This is a genomic window from bacterium (genome assembly GCA_024742285.1).
GTDB lineage: Bacteria > Myxococcota_A > UBA9160 > UBA9160 > UBA4427 > UBA4427.
The window spans coordinates 309,507-328,621 of record JANSYR010000006.1; the positions used below are offsets into that span (position 1 = coordinate 309,507).

18 protein-coding genes and 1 tRNA gene are annotated in these 19,115 nt (G+C 69.0%); 8 read left to right on the forward strand and 11 right to left on the reverse strand.

The window, feature by feature from the left end; translation table 11 throughout:
* Positions 1-134 precede the first annotated feature (134 nt).
* The 3 genes from NXI30_13700 (at position 135) to NXI30_13710 (ending at position 2,759) form a co-directional block, all read left to right on the forward strand.
* Positions 135-1,157 carry a putative zinc-binding metallopeptidase gene (locus NXI30_13700; GenBank protein MCR9095270.1) on the forward strand — a complete coding sequence of 341 codons (1,023 nt, stop codon included), beginning with the start codon at positions 135-137 and terminating at the stop codon, positions 1,155-1,157.
* Positions 1,154-2,257, forward strand: coding sequence for an ATP-grasp domain-containing protein (locus NXI30_13705; GenBank protein ID MCR9095271.1), 1,104 nt, complete (start codon positions 1,154-1,156; stop codon positions 2,255-2,257). The genes NXI30_13700 and NXI30_13705 overlap by 4 nt, the downstream gene beginning before the upstream one ends.
* A gap of 79 nt (positions 2,258-2,336) precedes the next feature.
* Positions 2,337-2,759, forward strand: coding sequence for a PGPGW domain-containing protein (locus tag NXI30_13710; GenBank protein ID MCR9095272.1), 423 nt, complete (start codon positions 2,337-2,339; stop codon positions 2,757-2,759).
* 45 nt (positions 2,760-2,804) lie between these two features.
* Here NXI30_13710 and NXI30_13715 read toward each other — a convergent pair whose 3' ends face one another.
* Together NXI30_13715 and metG are read right to left on the reverse strand one after the other, a co-directional pair.
* The gene (locus tag NXI30_13715) at positions 2,805-3,338 is read right to left on the reverse strand and encodes a pyridoxamine 5'-phosphate oxidase family protein (protein MCR9095273.1); all 534 of its coding nucleotides are present in this window, start codon (positions 3,336-3,338) and stop codon (positions 2,805-2,807) included.
* A gap of 80 nt (positions 3,339-3,418) precedes the next feature.
* Entirely contained in the window at positions 3,419-5,464 is a 2,046-nt protein-coding gene (gene metG, locus NXI30_13720) for a methionine--tRNA ligase (protein ID MCR9095274.1), read from the reverse strand.
* A 387-nt stretch (positions 5,465-5,851) separates the two neighbouring features.
* On the opposite strand from metG, the gene NXI30_13725 reads away from it, so the two are divergent.
* On the forward strand, positions 5,852-6,559 hold the full coding sequence (locus NXI30_13725) for a urate hydroxylase PuuD (GenBank protein MCR9095275.1): 708 nt from the start codon (positions 5,852-5,854) through the stop codon (positions 6,557-6,559).
* Between the two features lie 94 nt (positions 6,560-6,653).
* Here NXI30_13725 and NXI30_13730 read toward each other — a convergent pair whose 3' ends face one another.
* Entirely contained in the window at positions 6,654-7,136 is a 483-nt protein-coding gene (locus NXI30_13730; GenBank protein MCR9095276.1) for a cytochrome c, read from the reverse strand.
* A 152-nt stretch (positions 7,137-7,288) separates the two neighbouring features.
* Here NXI30_13730 and NXI30_13735 point away from each other — a divergent pair, with 152 nt between their 5' ends.
* Entirely contained in the window at positions 7,289-8,077 is a 789-nt protein-coding gene (locus NXI30_13735; protein ID MCR9095277.1) for a DUF547 domain-containing protein, read from the forward strand.
* A gap of 28 nt (positions 8,078-8,105) precedes the next feature.
* On the opposite strand, the gene NXI30_13740 is transcribed toward NXI30_13735, so the two are convergent.
* From NXI30_13740 to NXI30_13765, 6 genes are all read right to left on the reverse strand, one after another.
* Positions 8,106-8,870, reverse strand: a complete 765-nt coding sequence (locus tag NXI30_13740; protein MCR9095278.1) for a hypothetical protein — start codon at positions 8,868-8,870, stop codon at positions 8,106-8,108.
* A 90-nt stretch (positions 8,871-8,960) separates the two neighbouring features.
* Positions 8,961-10,499, reverse strand: coding sequence for a mercuric reductase (locus NXI30_13745; GenBank protein MCR9095279.1), 1,539 nt, complete (start codon positions 10,497-10,499; stop codon positions 8,961-8,963).
* An 81-nt stretch (positions 10,500-10,580) separates the two neighbouring features.
* Positions 10,581-11,339, reverse strand: coding sequence for a TVP38/TMEM64 family protein (locus tag NXI30_13750; protein MCR9095280.1), 759 nt, complete (start codon positions 11,337-11,339; stop codon positions 10,581-10,583).
* 136 nt (positions 11,340-11,475) lie between these two features.
* The gene (locus NXI30_13755; GenBank protein MCR9095281.1) at positions 11,476-11,955 is read right to left on the reverse strand and encodes a hypothetical protein; all 480 of its coding nucleotides are present in this window, start codon (positions 11,953-11,955) and stop codon (positions 11,476-11,478) included.
* A 57-nt stretch (positions 11,956-12,012) separates the two neighbouring features.
* Positions 12,013-13,245, reverse strand: coding sequence for an MFS transporter (locus NXI30_13760; GenBank protein ID MCR9095282.1), 1,233 nt, complete (start codon positions 13,243-13,245; stop codon positions 12,013-12,015).
* A 133-nt stretch (positions 13,246-13,378) separates the two neighbouring features.
* Positions 13,379-15,262 (reverse strand): VWA domain-containing protein, encoded by a 1,884-nt coding sequence (locus tag NXI30_13765; GenBank protein ID MCR9095283.1) that lies wholly within the window; start codon positions 15,260-15,262, stop codon positions 13,379-13,381.
* Between the two features lie 182 nt (positions 15,263-15,444).
* On the opposite strand from NXI30_13765, the gene NXI30_13770 reads away from it, so the two are divergent.
* Positions 15,445-15,521: transfer RNA gene (locus NXI30_13770), tRNA-His, on the forward strand.
* Positions 15,522-16,093: 572 nt separating this feature from the next.
* On the opposite strand, the gene NXI30_13775 is transcribed toward NXI30_13770, so the two are convergent.
* On the reverse strand, positions 16,094-16,810 hold the full coding sequence (locus NXI30_13775; GenBank protein MCR9095284.1) for a ubiquinone biosynthesis protein COQ4: 717 nt from the start codon (positions 16,808-16,810) through the stop codon (positions 16,094-16,096).
* A 257-nt stretch (positions 16,811-17,067) separates the two neighbouring features.
* Between NXI30_13775 and NXI30_13780 the strand changes: the two genes are divergently transcribed.
* Together NXI30_13780 and NXI30_13785 are read left to right on the forward strand one after the other, a co-directional pair.
* On the forward strand, positions 17,068-17,874 hold the full coding sequence (locus NXI30_13780; GenBank protein MCR9095285.1) for a TetR/AcrR family transcriptional regulator: 807 nt from the start codon (positions 17,068-17,070) through the stop codon (positions 17,872-17,874).
* Positions 17,875-17,951: 77 nt separating this feature from the next.
* Entirely contained in the window at positions 17,952-18,173 is a 222-nt protein-coding gene (locus NXI30_13785; protein ID MCR9095286.1) for a hypothetical protein, read from the forward strand.
* Between the two features lie 214 nt (positions 18,174-18,387).
* Here NXI30_13785 and NXI30_13790 read toward each other — a convergent pair whose 3' ends face one another.
* Positions 18,388-18,693: a hypothetical protein gene (locus tag NXI30_13790; GenBank protein ID MCR9095287.1), complete on the reverse strand. Its 306-nt coding sequence runs from the start codon at positions 18,691-18,693 to the stop codon at positions 18,388-18,390.
* Between the last annotated feature and the right edge of the window lie 422 nt (positions 18,694-19,115).

Consider the following 19,115-nt stretch of genomic DNA (forward strand, 5'->3'; position numbering starts at 1 on the left):
AGCCGTTCTCCTGTGGGTCGTGGACGGGCGACGGGTGATGGGCATAGCCTACCGCGCGCGGGGCGGGCGTGAGGCTGGATTTTCGATGGCGCGGGCGCCCCTCCCCGAGCGCCCGACTGGGATAGACTCGGGGGATGCCGCGCGCCGCCGCCTGGGAGAAGTGTACGAACCAAGAGCTCCTCGAGTGGCGGATCTGCGACCTCGGCCTCGAGCTCGAGGGCAGCGGACTCGAGGCGCCGATCGAACGGCTCTATCGGGAGCTCGAGGCGCGCAACCTCCGACTGAAGCCCCACTGCTGGCTCTCGGAGGAGTGGTTCTCCCCGGACGGCGTCCCCGGGATCGCCATTCCTTTCTATCTGGCCCACCCGCGCCTCAAGCGTCTCGAGCGCTCCCAGATCCTCGAGGTCGAAGGAGGCACCCACGCCGAGTGCCTGCGACTCCTTCGCCACGAAGCGGGCCACGCCATCCAGCACGCCTTTCGACTCCACCGGCGAAAGCGCTGGCGCGAGTTCTTCGGCTCGACCACGCAGCCCTACCCCGACTACTACCGCCCCAACCCGGGCAGCCGACGCTACGTCGTCCACCTGCCGAACTGGTACGCCCAGAGTCACCCGGACGAGGACTTCGCCGAGACCTTCGCGGTCTGGCTGACGCCGGGATCCCGCTGGCGCCGCAAGTACCAGGGCTGGCCGGCGCTCCGAAAGCTCCGCTACGTCGACCAGCTGATGCACGAGCTCGCCGGCGAGAAGCCGCCGGTCCGCTCGACGGCGAAGCCCGATCCGGTCCACCGGATCAAGACGACGCTCGGAGACCACTACCGCGCCAAGCGACAGCGCTACAGCGCCCTCGCCAGTCGCGCCTACGATCAGGACCTGTTCCGGCTGTTCACGCCGATCGAGGAGAGCAGCGCGCGGTCGCCCTCGGCCGCGGCCTTCCTCCGCAGCCACCGGACCGAGATCCGCCGGATGGTCGCTCGCTCGACGGGCAAGCACGAGCTCTCCCTCGACGTCGTCCTCGGCGAGATGATCGCGCGATCGCGGGAGCTCAAGCTCCGGGCCGTCGGTCCGAAGCGCCAGCTGATCGTCGACTTCTCGATCCTGCTCGCCGCACGCAGCGTCGAGTTCCTCTACCGCGGAAGGGACTGGCACGCGCTATGACGGACGACAAGAAACGCGCCGCAAAGAACGCCGGCTCCAAACCGGGCTCGAAGGCCGCGTACAAGGGCCCCGAACGGCGACGCAAGACGCGGCGCAAGAAGCTCCGCGTCCTCGCGCTCATGCACGAGGACCTGGTCCCGCCCGAGGACGTCTCCACGCTGAGCGAGTCCGAGTTCCACCGCATCAAGACCGAGAGCGACATCCTCGACGCGCTCGCGAAGCTCGGCCACGAGGCCCGTCCCCTCGGCGTTCGCGACGCCGTTCTCCCGATTCGTCACGCAGTCGAAGACTGGGAGCCGGACATCGTCTTCAACCTCCTCGACGAGTTCCAGGGGGAAGCGATCTACGATCAGCACGTCGTCGCCTTCCTCGAGCTCCTGCGGGTGCCCTACACCGGCAACAATCCCCGGGGTCTCGTCCTCGCCCGGGACAAGGCGCTCTCGAAGAAGGTCGCCATGTACCACCGGATCACGGTGCCCCGCTTCTTCACCGTGCGCCGGAACCGGAGCGTGCGTCGACCGAAGCGGATGGAGTTCCCGCTGATCGTGAAATCCCTGGTCGAGGAGGCTTCGATGGGGATCTCGAAGGCCTCGATCGTGCGCGACCAGGAAGCCCTCGAGACCCGCGTCGCCTTCATGCACGACCGCATCGGCACCGATGCGATCGTCGAGCAGTTCATCCCGGGTCGCGAGATCTACGTCGGCGTCCTCGGGAACGAGCGGCTGATCGCCCTCCCCCCGCGCGAGCTGATCGTCGACGAGCTCGAGCCCGGCGAGGACCTGATCGCGACCGAGAGTCTGAAGCACAACATCCATTACCAGAAGAAGCACGGCGTACGGATCCAGGGGGCGAAGAAGCTCCCGGACGGCGTCGCGTCGAGCCTCGAACGCGTCAGCAAGCGCATCTATCGCATGCTTTCTCTCGAGGGCTACGCGCGGATCGACTACCGCCTCTCGGAGGACGGCAAGCTCTACTTCCTCGAGGCGAATCCCAACCCGGAGCTCGCCAACTACGAGGAGCTGGCCCACGCAGCCGCGAAGGCCGGCATCTCCTACGAGAATCTGATCCAACGGATCCTGAGCCTCGGGTTGCGGCGCTAGGCGCCCGAGCGGGCACGACGCCGGCGGCGCGCGAGATCGTCCCGACACGAGGCGGGAACTCGGAGAATCCAGCGATTCCATGATGCAGGCCGCCGCCCTTCTCGCGGGCTTGTCGATCGTCACGTTCCTCGGCAGCCTGATCGCCGTCCCCTGGCTACTCGCGCGATTGCCCGCCGACTACTTCGTCGCGGAGAAGCGCGAGCCGGCCCTCTTGCGCGACGCGCACCCGGTCCTGCGACCGCTCCTCCTCGTCCTGAAGAACCTGGTCGGCGGGGCCTTCGTGCTCGGGGGGATCGCCATGCTCGTGCTGCCGGGACAGGGCATCCTGACGATCCTGCTCGGGGTGTCCCTGCTCGACTTTCCCGGAAAATACGTCCTCGAGCGTCGCGTCTTCCGACGCCCGGTGGTCCACCGCGCCATCAACTGGCTCCGTGACCGCGCCGGCAAGGAGCCGATGGTGGTGCCGGACGGGCACGCCGACGAAGGCGTGGATCACGAGTGAGGCGTCGTCGCGGTCGCCCGCACCGGACGGGGCGCGCGCACGGCCCTATCGGGTCGGCAGGCCGTCGATGCTCACGGCGTTCCATTCGGCCCAGTAGGTGCGGATCCCGTCCTCGCCCTTCTTCTCGGCCCACTTGTCGAGGGCCTTCCGGTCTTCGCGGTAGTCCATCAGCGGCGTCTGGTAGCCGCAGCTCGTCTGGACGGACTCGACGGCCACCTCGAAATACTGCCGTGCGCCGACCGTGGCCGGGATCCTCGAGACGCAGTCGTCCCACTCCGGATCGTCGGGATGGATCGCCCGCGCCCGGCCGTAGACGCGCAGGATCAGCGGCGGCCCCTCGAAGGAAGTCCACATCAGGGTGATGCGATTCTGCTCGAGGAGGTGGGCCGCGGTCTCGTTCCCGCTGCCGGTCAGGTTCTGCCAGAGCAGACGATCCGGTCCGAGCGGAACGACCGACGGGCCGCCCTTGGGCGAGAGGTTGATGCGACCGTCGGCGGTCGCGGTCGCCACGAAGAAGACGTGCTGGCGCGCGATGAAGCGCTGGTGTTCGTCGGTCAGGACTTCGAAGAACTCGGCCATCGATCGGACTCCCGGGGCGCGGCGCGAGCGTAGCGCGCGCTGCGCCCGGAAGCGCGAACGAACGGCGCCAGAACCGGGACCTAGCGGATTCGCTGGCCCGGCTTCGCGCCCGCGTCCGGCGATAGGATGAAGAGATCCCCGTCCCCGGGACCGGCGGCGAGCACCATCCCCTCGCTCACGCCGAACTTCATCTTGCGAGGCGCGAGGTTCGCGACGACGACGGTCAATCGACCGACGAGCTGCTCGGGCTCGTAGGCCTTCTTGATCCCGGCGAAGACGGTGCGCCGTTCGCCTCCCCCGAGAGAGAGGGTCAGCTCGAGGAGCTTGTTCGCCTTCGGAACGGATTTCGCCTCGACGATCTCCGCCACGCGGAGGTCGACCTTCGCGAAGTCGTCGATCGTGATCTCGCCCGCGAGGGGCTCGCCGTCGAGGGCCTCGCCCCCGCCTGCGGCAACCGCCGCCTCGGCCTCGGAGGCTTCCCAGCCCGCGCGACTCGCCTCGAGCATCGCCTCGACCTTCTCGCCCTCGGCGCGCTCCATAAGGTGCTTGAACTTGCCGACTTCGTTCCCTTCGACCGGCGTCGCCGCATCGGCCCAGACCGTCTCCGCCGCGATCCCGAGCAGCTTCGCCGACTCGTCGGCGAATCGCGGCAGGACCGGCGCGAGATAGACCGTGATCTGACGGAAGAGGTTGAGCGCGATGGCGCAGACCTCGACGAGCTCGGACCGCTTGCTCTCGTCCTTCTTGAGGGTCCAGGGCGCCTGCCCCTCGACGAATTCGTTCGCCCGATCCGCGAGGGCCATGATCAGTCGCATGGCCTTGTTCGTGTCCCTCGCCTCGTAGGCCGCCGCGATCTCGTCGCCGGCCCGCGCGCCCGCTTTGAAGAGACCTCCGTCGCGCGCCGCCGGATACGCCGGAAGCGGCTCCCCCTTCACGAAGCGCGCCGTCCGGCTCGCGAGGTTCACGACCTTCCCCACGAGGTCGGCGTTCACCTTCTGGACGAACTCCTCCAGATTCAGGTCGATGTCGTCGACCTTCGGCGAGAGTTTGCTCGCGTAGTAGTAGCGGAGGTACTCCGGCGAGAGGTGATCGAGGTAGGTCCGCGCGAGGACGGCCGTCCCCGTCCGCTTCGACATCTTCTCCCCGTTCACGGTCAGGAATCCGTGGACGTGCACCGACTCGGGCAGCTGGAAGCCCGCGGTCTTCAGCATCGCCGGCCAGAAGAGCGTGTGGAAGTAGGCGATGTCCTTGCCGATGAAGTGGTGGATCTCGCAGTCGGGGTTGCGCCACCAGTCGTCGAGGGACTCGCCGTTCTCGTCGCACCACTCCTTCGTGGTGGCGATGTAGCCGATCGGCGCGTCCAGCCAGACGTAGAAGTAGTTGCCCGGCGCATCCGGAATCTCGAATCCGAAATACGGCGCCGGCCGCGAGATGTCCCAGTCCCGCAGCGCGTCGGACAGGAACGTGCCCTTCAGCCAGTTGGCGGTCTCCTGCGGCATGCGGCCCGGCGTCTGGGTCCACTCGGCCAGGAAGTCGTGGAAGGGCTCGAGCCGCACGAAGAGATGCGCATGGGAGCGCTCCTCGGGGACGGCCCCGCTGATGGCGCTGCGCGGATTCACCAGCTCCGTCGGCTCGTAGGTCGCGCCGCATTCGGCGCAGTTGTCCCCATACTGGTCGGCGGCCCCACAGCGCGGGCAACCACCGAGCACGAAACGATCCGCGAGGAACATCCCGGCCTCGGGATCGTAGAGCTGGGTGACCTCGCGCTCCTCGACGCAGTCGGCCGCCCGCAGCGCCGCCCAGATCTCGCCGACCAGGGCCTCGTTCGCCGGGGTATGGGTGCTGCTGTAGTGGTCGTGGACTACGCCGAACGCGTTGAGATCACGGACGTGGTCCGCCTTCATCTCGTCGAGGAGCGCCTCGGGCGCCCGCCCTTCCCGCTCGGCCCGCAACATGGTGGCCGCGCCGTGGGTGTCGTCGGCGCAGAAATAGCGGACGTCGTGGCCGCGCAGCCGCTGGAAGCGCACCCAGAAATCCGTCTGCAGCGCCTCGACCATGTAGCCGAGGTGGATCCCCGCATTGACGTAGGGCAGCGCGCTCGTGACCAGGATCCTTCGTCGATCCAACGTTCCCACCTCGACGGCGGGCCGGGAGGCCGCCGTGTGCATTCATCCGGGCTGTCGGGGGGTGCGCCCGGCCAGGATCGGCCCGACGAGCGCGGGAGAATAGACGATCGTGGCGATTCGCCTGCCCCCGAGCAGGCCGGGACCGTTTCCCCACTCTCGGTCCTGCGGAATCCCCCGGCCCCATCGGCAGCTTTCGCCTGCAGGATCCCGAAATCCCCCTAGATTCCGCCCCACGGCCGGATAGAATGAGTCGCGTACGAAATGCCTTCGGGGCGGCCGCGCAGCGGCCGTGCCGTTCGGAGCACGCATCGAGGGTGGGGCACCCTGCCCCGGTGACCCCGATGCCCGCCGAACCGACGCCCCGAAACTGAGAAAGGGAAATCGCCCATGGATCTCATCACGACCGGAAGCGGGATCGAAGTCCTCCTCCGCTGGATGCATGTGTTCGCAGGTGTCGTCTGGATCGGCGTCCTCTACTACTTCAACTTCATCCAGACCCCGTTCTTCGGCTCGGAGCTCGGTGGCACCGCGAAGAGCGCGATGACCCGCGGCCTCGTCCCGAACGCCCTGTGGTGGTTCCGCTGGGGCGCGATGTTCACGTTTCTCTCCGGCTGGACGATCGTCGCCTACCGCTGGGGTCACCTCGGGATCCCGCTGACCGACGGCTACATGACGAAGATCCTCACCGGCGGACTCATGGGCACGTTCATGTGGTTCAACGTCTGGTTCGTGATCTGGCCGGCGCAGCAGGTGGTCATCGCCAACGCGGAGCAGGTCGCCGGCGGCGGGGAACCGATCCCGGAAGCAGCCGCCCGCGCCAAGGTCGCCGGAATGGCGTCGCGCACGAACACCCTCTTCTCCATCCCGATGCTCTTCTTCATGATCTCGGCGGCGAACCTGCCGGGCTTCCTGTCGGGCATGAACGATCTGACCTACTGGCTGGTCGGCGGCGGGCTGATCGTCGCGGTCGAGGTCAACGCCCTCGCCGGGACCGACGCGACGCAGAAGCCGCTCACGAGCGTCTCGGGCACGATCCACTTCGGACTCGTCCTCTGGCTCGCGCTCGTCGTCGTGGGCTACCTGCTGAACAGCTAGCGCGCGATCCTCGGATCGAACGACGACGCCCCGTCCGGCTCGACCGGACGGGGCGTTTCGTTTTCAGGACCGCGGTCGCGGCGACGGCGCCGGATCAGAGCGCCTGCAGGTAGGCGGCCAGCTCGGGGATCCGCGGCTCGAGGTGCGGGAGCGGGACCATCACGCGGCTCGGTCGCTTGGGCTCGTAGCCCTCCGGATAGCCCCCCTGCACGATCCGCGCCTCGAGGAGCTCGACCGAGGAGCCGGCGACGGCCGGACCGAGGGCGCCGTCGATCGTCGGGTCCATCGCGTGGCAGGCGATGCAGTTCGCCATGTAGGTCGAGCGACCGGCCGCGACCAGCTCCTCCGGCGTGCGGGTGTCGACGGCGGTCTCGCCGGGCGCGGGGCGCGGCGGGGGCTTCGGCGTCGCGGCCTCCGAGGGAGCGGGGGAGCCGTCGGAAGACGCGGTCGTCGAGGCCGCCGGGTCGTCGCCACAGCCGAGCGCGAGACCGATTCCGGCCAGGGCGAGACCGACGCGCCAGACGGGCTGGGACGTCGCGGGGCGCGTGCGGGTCGAGCGGCGATTCCAGGGGACCAAGGTTCACTCCTTCGGTTTTCGGGCGCTCGGAGTCTATCCGCGGCCCCTCGGCGCGCCAATCGAACGAGGCCGAAACCATTCGATGCACCCGCCGAAACCCGGGGCGCGCGCGCAACGTAGACTCCCTCGTGCGAACGAAAGGAATCCCGATCATGATCCGTCGCGTCCCGTGGCCGTCCCTCGTGTGCCTCTTCCTCGTTCTGAACGCCGTAAGCGCCCCCCTGTCGAACGCCGCGGGCGCCGAGGTCGACCTCGACCTCTACGACCGCCTCCTCGACCGACACACCCGGGAAGTCGACGACGTCGTGGGAACCCGGGTCGACTACCGCGCGATCGCAGGCTCCGCCGAGTGGAAGACGCTCTCCGCCCAGCTCCGTGCGGAGCGGCCGAGCCGGCTCGGCCGGGAGGAGCAGCTCGCGTTCTGGATCAACGCCTACAACGTGTTCACGATCGATCTGATCGTCGAGCACTACCCCGTCGAGAGCATTCGCGACATCGGCTCCTTCCTCTTTCCCGTCTGGGATCAAGACGTGGCGATCGTCGAAGGCCGGGAAGTCTCGCTGGGTGACATCGAGCACGAGATCCTGCGCAAGATGGGCGAGCCGCGGATCCATGCGGCGATCGTCTGTGCCTCGACCTCGTGTCCGCCCCTCGCGCGGACCGCCTTCCGCGCCGAGCGCCTCGATGCGCAGCTCGACGCCGCGATGCGGCGCTGGCTCGCCAGTCCCGAAAAGGGGGTCGCAATCGATCGCGCCGGACGCAGCGTTCGCGTCTCGGCGATCTTCGACTGGTTCGAGGAGGACTTCGAGGCCGGTGGCGGCGTGCTCGCCACGATCGCGCGCCACGTCTCCACGGACGACGCGACCTGGCTACGCGGCCCGGGACGCGAAGCCCGGATCCGCCATCTCGACTACGACTGGACGCTCAACGACGTTCGCTAGCCGACGGGGCGAACGACCGCCCCCCGCTTCAGATCGCCGCAGCGGGATTCGCGAGGGCGACGAGCGCGTGCTCGAAGTCGCCGGTCGCGCGGCACGTGAGGCCGCCGCTTCGCTTGTCCTTGCCCGGCTGGAACGTCGTGAAGCGGATCGACTCCGTCCGGGGACCGAAGGCGCGGGGCTCACCGGCCGGCTCGTCGGTGTCGATGGGATGGAAGGTGGCCTGGCCGCTGATTTCGATCTCGACCTGGTAGCGGCTCTTGACCGTCACCCGGGTCCGCCGCGCGCCCTCGGGCTGGAGGAAGATCGTCGCGCTCGCCTCGAGGTCGACGCGGCGCTCGACCTCGCTCACGCGGAAGCCGCCGTCCACCGCGTCGGACTCGATGTATCGACTCGACTCGGCGACGACGTAGTCGAAGCGTTGCACGTCAGCGCCGTCGCCGGGCTCGAAGGTCCGCGTGGTGCGCCCGCAATCGACGAAGCGCGCCGGCTTGTTGAAGGCCGCCGCCAGATCGCTCGAGCGCACGAGATCGACGCGCACGAAGCGCGACGCCTTCTCGAGGGCGGCCACCCGATAGGGACTCTCCGAGAGTCTCCGGATCAGCGCGTTCCAGGTCGACTCGAAGTCGAGATCGACCACCGTCTCTACGACGACGGAGCGCTCCATCGGCGGCTCGTAGACGACCTCGGACACGATCGCGCGCGGGTCCGGCCCGCAGCCGGCGCCCACGCAGGCGATCGCGATCGATGCGAGACGGGCGGCGGATCGCCGCAGGGAACGGGAACTTCGGGGCAACGGACACTCCGAGCTGGGGTCGGACTCGACCGGCGCCCATGATCCCGAAAGTCGGAGACGTTGGCTAGCGCCCCCGCGCCCCGTCCAGCCTCAGCGCGTCCAGGCGAGAAAGGTCTCGAAGAGACGCTTCACGGTCGGCGTGAGTCGTGTTCGCGTGTAGGCCCCTGCCGCGCGCTTGATCGCCTCGCCCTGGGTCGGATAGGGGTAGATCACGCCGGTGAAGGCGCCGAGGCCGATGCCGTGCTGGATCGCCATCGTGAGCTGCGTGATGAGATCCCCGGCGTGCGCCGCGACGATCGTGGCTCCGACGATGGTGTCGGTGCCCTTCTTGACGTGGACCTTCACGAGGCCCTCCTCCTGACCATCGGTGACCGCACGGTTCGATTCGGCGATCCCGACCTGATAGGTGTCGATCTCGATGCCCTGCTCCGCCGCGTCCCTTTCGTAGAGACCGACGTGGGCGATCTCGGGCTCGGTGTAGGTCGACCAGGGCATCATCAGGTCCGAGAGCTTCTTGCGGCCGAAGGGCCCGACGGCGAAGAGCGCGTTCTGGACGGCGATCTTCGCGGCGGCGTCGGCGGCGTGCGTGAACTTCCACTGCATGCACACGTCACCGACGGCCCAGATGCGCTTGTTGCTCGTGCGCAGGGTGTCGTCGACCTCGACACCGACCTTCGGGTCGAAGCGGACCCCCACCGTCTCGAGCCCCATGCCCTCGACGTTCGGAGCGCGGCCGGCCCCCACCAGGATCTCGTCGACGACGAGCTCCCGCGCGCCCTTCTCGGGGCAGGTCAGGTGGATCACGCGTTCGTCGCCACGCCGTTCGACGCGCTCGATCCCGCAGCCGAAGATCAGGTCGACGCCCTCGCGGGCCATCACGTCCTGCACGATCCGCGCGGCGTCCGGATCCTCACGCGTGAGGATCTGGTCCATGCGTTCCAGGACGTGGACCTGGGAGCCGAGACGCTGGAAGGATTGCGCGAGCTCGCAGCCGATCGGCCCGGCGCCGATCACGGCGATCCGCTTCGGCCGCTCGGTCAGCGAGAAGACCGTCTCGTTGTCGAGGTAGCCCGCCTCGGCGAGCCCTTCGATCGGCGGTGCGACCGCGCGAGCGCCCGTCGCGATCACCGCCTTCTTGTACTCGAGGGCCTGGCCCCCGACCTCGACGCGGCCCTCGCCCACGAAGCGCGCCTCGCCCAGGTAGACGTCGATGCCGAACTCCTCGGAGTAGCGCTCGGCCGAGTCCTCGTCGCTGATCCGCGCCCGGATCTCGCGCATGCGCCGCATCACCTCCTCGAAGTCGCCGAGGTCTTCCGCGCCCGCCGGCATGCCGAACCGGGCCGCTTCGCGCGCCTCGTGGACGACCTGCGCTCCGCGGATCACGGCCTTCGAGGGCACGCAGCCGACGTTCAGGCAGTCGCCGCCCATCAGGTGGCGCTCGATCAGCGCGACCCTCGCGCCCAGGCTCGACGCGATCAGCGCCGTGATCAGTCCGCCGGTCCCGGCGCCCAGCACGACCAGGTTGTACCGGCCTTCGGGCGTGGGGTTCTGCCACTTCGGCGGATGGACGTTCTCGACGAGGCGGGTATTCCACTCGTCGGCGGGGAGGACCTGGATCGGCTCTGCCATCGGTCGGGCTCACTTTCGGTTCTTGGTGCGGGGTGCGGGGTGCGTAGTTCGGCTCGGGGAGGGACGGGAAACGGGACCCGATCAGGCCGAGGCGTCTTCGTCCGTCGCTGCGTCGAGGGCACGGCGGGCGATGCGCGTGATGTAGAGGGTGACGACGGCGGTGGCGGCGAGTCCGACGCCGCGCACGACCCAATCCGCCGTACCCGCCTCGGTCTGCACGCCGCCAGCGACCGCGGCGACGTCGCCGATCAGCTTGCCCGTGTAGACGTAGAGGAGCGTCCCCGGCAGCATGCCGAGCGATGCGATCACGTAGTCCGCGAGCCGGACCTGCGTGAGTCCGAGGGCATAGTTGAGCAGGTTGAAGGGGAAGACCGGCGAGAGGCGGAGCAGGAACACGATCTTGCGCCCCTCGCGTCCGACCGCGCGATCGATCGCGGCGAAGCGGGCGTCGCCTTCGATTCGACGTTCGACCGCGGCGCGGGCGCCATGGCGCGCGATCAGGAAGGCGCCCGTCGAGCCGAGGACGGCCGCGACGAAGACGTAGAGCGTGCCTTCGGCGAGACCGAAGATCGCTCCGGAAGCCAGGGTCAGGACCGAGCCCGGCACGAAGCCGATGACCGCGGCCGCATAACCGAAGACGAAGACGATCGGGCCGAGCGCGCCGAGGCCCCCGACCCATTCCGCGAAGCGCGGGACATAGGCGCCCGCGCTCCGGCCGAGGAAGATCACGAGGGCGAGGAGCGCCACGCCGATCAGGACCTTGACGAGGAGGGGGCTTCCGCCGGAGGTGGGCTCCGCCTGCGTGTTCGGCTCTTGCTCGGTTCCGGTCGGCGCTGCCATGGTCGGTCCTCCCGATCGTCCTCTCTCGACGTCACGTCGTGGCCGGGCTCGAACCTTCCCGGCTTCGTGGTAGGTGGTACGCCGTCACGAGCGATTCGGGTACGGCCCGGGACGAAAAAGATGGCCGGACCGCCGGTCAGTCGCCGCCCCCGGACAGCGTCGCGCAGATCTCGGCGCCCTCGCCCAACACCTCGAAGTCGAGGGTGAAGCCGCCCTCGGCAAAGCCGTCCACGAGGGCACGCACCGGCCGCGACGCGAGCAGCGCCTGGGGCGTGCCCGGCGCGGATCGAAGGGGAATCACGTTGCCCGAGTCCGCGTCCCGCGGCGCGCCGAACACGGTCTGCCACCGCAGGACCAGTCGCCCCGCGCCCGCGAGGGCGACCCGCCTGATCGGGCGCGCCGCGGCCAGGAGGATCTCGCTGTCGTGCGGGGCGTGGACGGACGCCAGGCGGACGAGCTCGGCGACCCGTTCGCGCTCGACGGCGCCGATCGCGAGCCACGCTTCGGGGTCCGCATCGAGGCGCAGCGTCTGTTCGCGCCCGGCGAGCGTCCCACGTACGCGCGCCGCCACGTCGTCGAGGACTCCGGCTGCGCGTTCGAGCGATCCGTCGATCATCGGTTCCTCCGCCAGAACGCGCGCGACCCTCTGCCGACGCTACCGGATCGGGACTGCTCAGGCGTTCGCGATTCGTCTTGCGTCACCGCGCACGACGACGGACATCGCGAGCGAGAGGACCAGCACGATCACGCCCATCGCCAGCAGCACGTTGTTCACCCCGAAGCGATCCCCGAGTCCTCCGGTGATCGGCGAGACCAGGCTGAAGCCAGCGAAGGCGAGAAAGTTGAGCGACATGACGCGGCCCATGAACGCGACCTCCGTCACGCGGGCAGTCACGGCGCCGTTCAACGCATGGAAGCCCCCGCTCGTCGCGCCGACCAGCACGATCGCCGCGAGACCGCTCTCGTAGCTCGGCGCGAGCGCGAAGAGGATCAAGGTGACGCCGAAGCCGATCGCCATCCAGGAGTAGATCCGGGTCGCGACGTCGGCGTCCGCAAAGCGCGCCAGCGAGAGGCTCGCGGTGAACGCGCCGATCGCCGAGAAGATCGCGACGATCGCCACGTCCTCGCGCGGACGCCCGACCTCGGTCTCGAGCCAGCCGTTCATCAGCGCGACGTGCGGGAAGCCGACGAGCATCACGCTCACGAAGAAGATCAGCAGATTCCGGAGCTGGACGTGTCGCCAGGCGTAGGTGAGCCCTTCCCGGAGATCCTGGAGCACGTGGGTCTCGCCCACGTTGTCCCGGACCACCGAGCGAGGCAGGAGCGCGAGGAGCATCCCCGACCCCAGATAGAGCCCCGCCATGGTCCAGTAGGCCGCCGCCGGACCGAGCGCTTCGACCCGCAGGAACCAGCCCGCGACCGCCGGGCCCAGCAGCCGCGAGGTCGTGTTCGAGACGTTGGTCAGGGTCATCGCGTTCCCGCGCAAGGAGGCCGGCACGAGGTCGACGACCAGGGCCTGGCGCGCGGGGCCGATGAAGGCGAAGGCGCTCCCCATCACGAAGGAGTTGAAGGCGAGGTTCGCGACCGTGATCGTGCCTTCGCGATAGCGGACGGCGAGCACGGCGAGGGAGACGGCGGAGACGCCCTGGCCGATCACGATCACGAGTCGCTTCGGGAGTCGGTCGGCGTAGGCGCCGCCGAGGGGCCCGATCAACATCATCCCGAGGCCCTGCCCGAAGACCGCGGTTCCCACCGCGACGTTCAGCCCCTCGAGCTCGAACGCCACGTATCCCTGGACGAGGGTCGACATGAAGAAGGCGGTGAACGAGAGAACCGTCCCGGCGAAGAGCGTTCGAAAATCGGAGATGCGCAGAGCGCCGAACGTGCCTTTGCTTTCGGGAGGCATCGGGCGAGGTTAACACCCGGACCGAAGTCGGCGCGCACGCGACGGCGGGACCCGGAGCCGGTCGCCGACGCGAAGACGCGAAGACGCCGCGCCCGCCGGAGCGGACGCGGCATCTTCTACTGTCGACGAGGCGCTAGAGCTTGCGGGCCAACGAGACGAGCTCGAGGAACTCGCTTCGTTCTCCGTGCTCGTCGTCGCCGAGGGCACCCTCCGCGAGGCGCTCGACCAGGCGATAGCTGCCCGCGCCCTTGAACTCGCTGTCTCGCAGCAACATCCCGAAGAGGGCGACCGCCGTCGAGAAGCGAGCGTTCTCGCTCGCGGACTTCACCCGTCCCGGCTGGCCTGCGAGCGCAGCGGTCAGGAGCTTGCTCTCGTCTTCGCCGGGATCCTTGTAGCGGAGCTTGAGCGTGAGCCACTCCCCCGTCCCCGCCGCCTCGGTCAGGTCGGGAACCGTCTGGTATCGAAGCGGATCGACGGTCGCCCCCTGGACGCCGCCCTTCGCATCGACGGGCACGATCTCGTAGAGCGCCGTCACGTGATGACCGGCGCCGATCTCGCCGGCGTCCTTGGTGTCGTCGTTGAAGTCCTGGTCGGCGAGGCGACGGTTCTCGTAGCCGATCAGCCGATAGGCACGGACCTTCTCCGGGTTGAACTCGACCTGGATCTTCACGTCCTTCGCGATCGTGACCAGGGTCGCATCGGCCTGCTCGACCAGGACCTTGCGAGCCTCCTGGCGCGAATCCATGTAGGCGTAGTTGCCGTTCCCGTGGTCCGCGAGCTGTTCCATCGTCGCGTCGTTGAGGTTGCCCCGACCAACGCCGAGCACCGTGAGCTCGACGCCACTCTCCCGCTCCCGCTCGATCATCTTCACGAGCTCGGAACGGTTCGACACGCCGACGTTGAAGTCGCCGTCGGTCGCCAGGATGACGCGATTGATGCCCTCGTCGTCGAAGTGCTCGCGCGCGGTTCGGTAGGCGAGCACGAGCCCGGCGGCGCCCGCCGTGGACCCGCCGGCCTCGAGACGTTCGAGGGCGTCGACGATCTTCGACTCTTCGTTTCCCGGCGTCGGCGGCAGGACCAACCCGCTCGCGCCGGCATAGACGACGATCGAGACCCGATCGATCGGACGCAGCGTCTCGACGAGCCGCTCCATCCCGTACTTCACCAGACCGAGGCGGTCGGCACCGCGCATCGAGCCGGAGACGTCGAGCAGGAAGACGAGGTTGCGGGGCGGCACCTCCTTGCGCGCCATCTCCTTGCCTTCCACCGCGATCCGCACCACGCGGTGTTCGTCGCGCCACGGTGCCTCGAAGATCTCCATGTCGACGGCGAAGGGCGCTTCCGACGTCGCCACTCGTCGCGGATAGCGGAAGTAGTTGACCAGCTCCTCGATCCGGACGGCACCGACCGGCGGACGCGTCTGCTCACGGAGGAAGCGACGTACGTTCGCGTAGGAGGCCGTATCCACGTCGACGGAGAACGTCGAGAGCGGCGCATCGCCGGGCTTGAGGAAGCCCTGCTCCGCGCTCTCGTCGTAGCGCTCGGTATTCCAGTCGATCGGCGGCGGCGGCGACGCGATCTCGAGGTTCGGGACATAGTCGCTGTATCGGAGCTTCTCCATCCGACGTCGCGCGACCCCCTTCTGGGCACCGGGGCGATTCGTGCGGAGATCGGACGCGCCGAGCCCAGCGAGGTCGTCCGAATCGAAGGCGATGGCGGAGGCCTCGACCTCGGACAGGAGCATCGCCGCGCCGGAGCCCGTGGTGACCACCTCTTCGACGCCGGCGAAGGGGTCGTCCGGCTCCGGCGTCGCGGCGACCGGCTGGGGCGTCTCGGCGACCGGTACCTCGGGTGGCGTCGGCGGGGGCTCCTGAGCGACGACCCTCGGCTCGGGAGCCGAGGCGTCGTCGGTCGCGCAGGCGGCCAGGAAGAAGACGCCGAGCAGGGCGGTCATCAGGGCCGAGAACGAGACGAAGAGGACCGGACCGCGGGGTCCGGAGTCGGGGCGCGTTCGCATGCGGATCTCCTCACGCTGGGGCGCGCGCCCGACCCGGGCGGGGCAGCGGAACCGCGCGCAATCTGGCCTCTGTGACGACCGCGGCGCGGCGCCGGTTCCCGGTGAGGCGAATCCCACGGCCCGTCACGTGTCCGTGTTTGACACCCCACCCCCCTCCCGGTAATTTGCGCGCCTCTCCGACGGCGGGCGTAGCTCAGTTGGTTAGAGCGCCAGATTGTGATTCTGGAAGTCGCCGGTTCGATCCCGGTCGCCCGCCCCATTCATGCGGGCTTCGTGCCCGTCGCGGGGGCCTCGCTAGACCAGGTCGGAGAAGCCTCGGCGGGTGCTGGGTGCTTGGTCGCGAGGGGGCGGCTTCGGGGGCCGCGTTGCGGAGGCGGGCCTTTCGAGCGGGCCATGCTCGTTCGGGCTCCGGCGTGCGCGCTGCGCGCGCGGCCTCTTGCTAGGGGCGCAGGTCGTCGGCAGCGCACTCCAGCGCGGCGTGCCCGCTACGCGGGCGGCCTCTTGCTGGAGGCGAGGCGGGTGAGCTCGTTGGACGATCGCGAGGCGAAGCCGTTCGTCACGACCGGCATTCGCCAGGCGCATCCGCCCCATCGCGATCGGCGTCGCCGTAGGGTCTGGGCGCTACGCGGTCTGCCAGGCGCCACCCGGTCGCAAAAAGAGTGAGACCAGCGCCGACTGCGGCGGCGCTTTTTCCGGATCGCCGGCGTAGCCGGCGATCCGGAAGAAACGATCTCCGACGTGTGCGAGGCACACGCCGGAGATCGTCTACGTTCCTCGGGCCCCTGACCTGGCGGCCTGCGCGACTTGCGCGGGACACGATGGGCGAGTGTGTCAAGCGAGGGCGGGGGCGCCTCCGGAACGCAATCCTTCGTAGTGTTCGATCGGCACGACACCGAGGGTTCGACGGACTTCGTCGAGGGGGCGCTCGAGGAGCGCTTCCCAATCGGCACCGGGCAGCCATGCGGCGCGGCCGGCGCGTCGGAAGCCGTCACGGATCAACACGCGTTCCCCGGCCATCGGACCACGGGCCTTCAGGTAGGCGACGACGACGATGAAGCCGATGCCGCGGTTGCGGATCTGGCGATAGGTGAACGAGAGGAGCGCGGCTTCGCCGAAGAGGTCGCGGCCGTAGCCGGTCACCACGTGCCAGAGGTCGTGGCTGTCGCGAAGGCGCTGGCCGAAGAGCAACCGCCGCTCGTCGATCTCCTCCTCTTCGGGACGTTCGACGGAGTCGCTCGCGTCGACGAGCCCGTCGGCGGTGATCTCCTCGCGAGCCGTGAACTCGGCGTAGGCGCGGCCGAGCGTGCCCTCGGGCAGGGACTCGAGGTAGGCCCGATCGGACAGGGTCTCGAGCAGGACACGGTTCTCGGCGAGGATCGTCGGGCCGTGCTCCGAGGCGAGAAAGCGCTGGAAGGAACGCTCCTGGGAGTTGCCCGAGAGCGCACGAATGATCCGGAAGACCTGCGGCGTGTCATCGGGGTCACGGATCAGCGCCCGGATTGCGTCCCAGGCTTCGCGAAAGAGGATTGGGTTGCGGCGAGGCGGCATGTGCTGGCTCCAGAACCGACGCTGGCCGTCCTGAGCCCCCGAGAACGGGCTCCGGGCGGACGCGAGGTCGCTCGACGGATCGAACGATGGGGACCGCGATCGGGCGCTCGTCTCCGAGGCCGGGGTCGATCGCTGTCGACGATCCATTCCATTCGCCGGAAAAAGAGCGGCAGCTTCGACACGGACTCTTTCCGTTCGTCCGATACGTTGCGAAAATACCTTACCGACAATGCTGTCAACAGGGCTTCGGGACGGTGATGAACAAGAATGTCCACAAGGCGTCGGACGCGCCTCGGCGCCGCCGGCGTACGGCGGACGTCGCCCGCAGGGAGATCCTCGACGCCGCCAAGAAGCGGTTGATGGAGGGCGGTCCGGACAACGTCCGACTGAAGCAGATCGGCGAGGAGATCGGACTCTCCCACTCGTCGATCCTGCACCACTTCGGAAGCCGCGACGCGCTCATGGAGGCGCTCCGCGAAGACGCCTTCGGCGCGCTCGCTCAGGATCTCGCGGCGCGCCTGGCGACGCCGGGGGACGGCGATCCGACGATCGACTTCTTCGAGAAGGTGGCCGAGACCCTCGGCCAGCAGGGCTACGGACGCCTGCTCGCCTGGCAGATGATGTCGGGGAACGTGCCGAACCGGGGTTCGATCGGCCGCACGGTGCTGGGGCCGGACGGCTCGGGCGGACTGCTGCGCGGCGTGGCGGGGCATCTCCAGAAGATTCGCGACGGCCGCGCGAAGGCGCTCGGCGAGGCCGAGCCCGATCTGGAAGAAACCCGACGCGTCGTCGCGATGATCGGTTGCTTCGCGCTCGGTGAAGCCCTCGCCGGCCACCTCATGGTCCGGAGCGCAGGTCTCGGCTCGGAACCGGAGGACCGCCGCGTCTTTCGGGCCTGGGTCGCCAAGCTCACGGAGCGGGCGCTCTTCCCGGAGGTGCCCGACGCCGATCGGGCCGAGCCGCGGGACGCGGGGACGGAGTCCACCGACGTTCCGCGCGGTCGTCCTGCCCCGAAGAACCTGGCGCACGAGATCTCGTCCGCCAACGGCCTCTTGGACGACTGAGTCCGGCGGATCCCCGAGCCGGCCCCGGGTCTCCACCGGATCGAGCCCCCTGCCCCGCCTGCCGATCTGCGTAGGACATGCCGATCGAGACCACGACGCTCTGGACCCCGCTCAGCCTCTGCCTGGGCCTCACGCTCTACGTCTTCGGCGGGCTCCGCTTTCGACGCTGGGCCGTAGCGGACCGCTGGGGGGTGCCGCGCTTCTCGCACTCGGTCGAGACGGTACTGCTCTGGCTGGTCTACAGCAGCGCCGTGTCGATCGCGATCATCGTCGCGCGCCAGACGCTCCGACACTTCTAGGCGTCACGGGCGCCGCGGTCCATGCAAGCGACACCCGTCGGGTAGGGACACACCAGGACCGCCCCGGCGCGGGCAGCAGGGCCCCAGACGCAGCCCCCCGCGCGGGCCCTTGGGCCCCAGACGCAGGAACGCCCCGGCGCGGGCTGCGAGGCGGCGCGCCGAGGCGTGCGAATCAGCGAAGGCTCGCGAATCTTCCGATTCGATCTCGCGCGGTCTAGTGACCGCCGAGCGGATCCACCCAGACGTACTTGGCGGGGCGGACGACGAGCTGCTTGAAGGGCTTCGAGATCTCGTGAGGGCGCGTGACGAGCACGATCGGCGCCGTGACGAGGAAGAGGCCACTGCCCACGATCAGGCTGACGAAGCCCGCCGGGCGAAGCAGCATCACGTCGACGACCGGCGAAGCGTTCGCGGCATCACCCTGGGCAACGGTTTGCGCGGCCGCGGTCTGCACGAAGGCGACCTGGAACATCAGCGTGGCCGCCATCACGGCCAGGATTCGTCGAATGCGAGTGGACATGGAATGTCCTCCAAATGCGAGTCTCGGCTCTCATCGGCCGCCCCGAACCCTCGCTGAACCCCTCCCGGCACCCGGTCATGGGGTTTCCACCGCCATCGGAAACCGAGGCGCTGGAAGCGAGCCCGACCCGCTTCCTCGAATGCACCCGGCTCGGCCTTGCGCGGTCCCACGGGACATGCCGAGACCTGCCCCATGGACCGGCAACTCCGTTCGGAGAGACGAGCCTTCGCACCATGGGACGTGGACCGTAGTCTGCACCCGGCACGCATCGTGCGATGTCGGGATGCATGTCGTCTACGCACTTCCCTCGCCGCCCACCCCACTGCCCCAACCCCGACTGCGATTTCCATGCAGATCCAACCGGTTGGCGCTTTCAGAAGAAGGGCTTCTACGAACGCGAGGCCCGGCCGCGCAGGATTCAG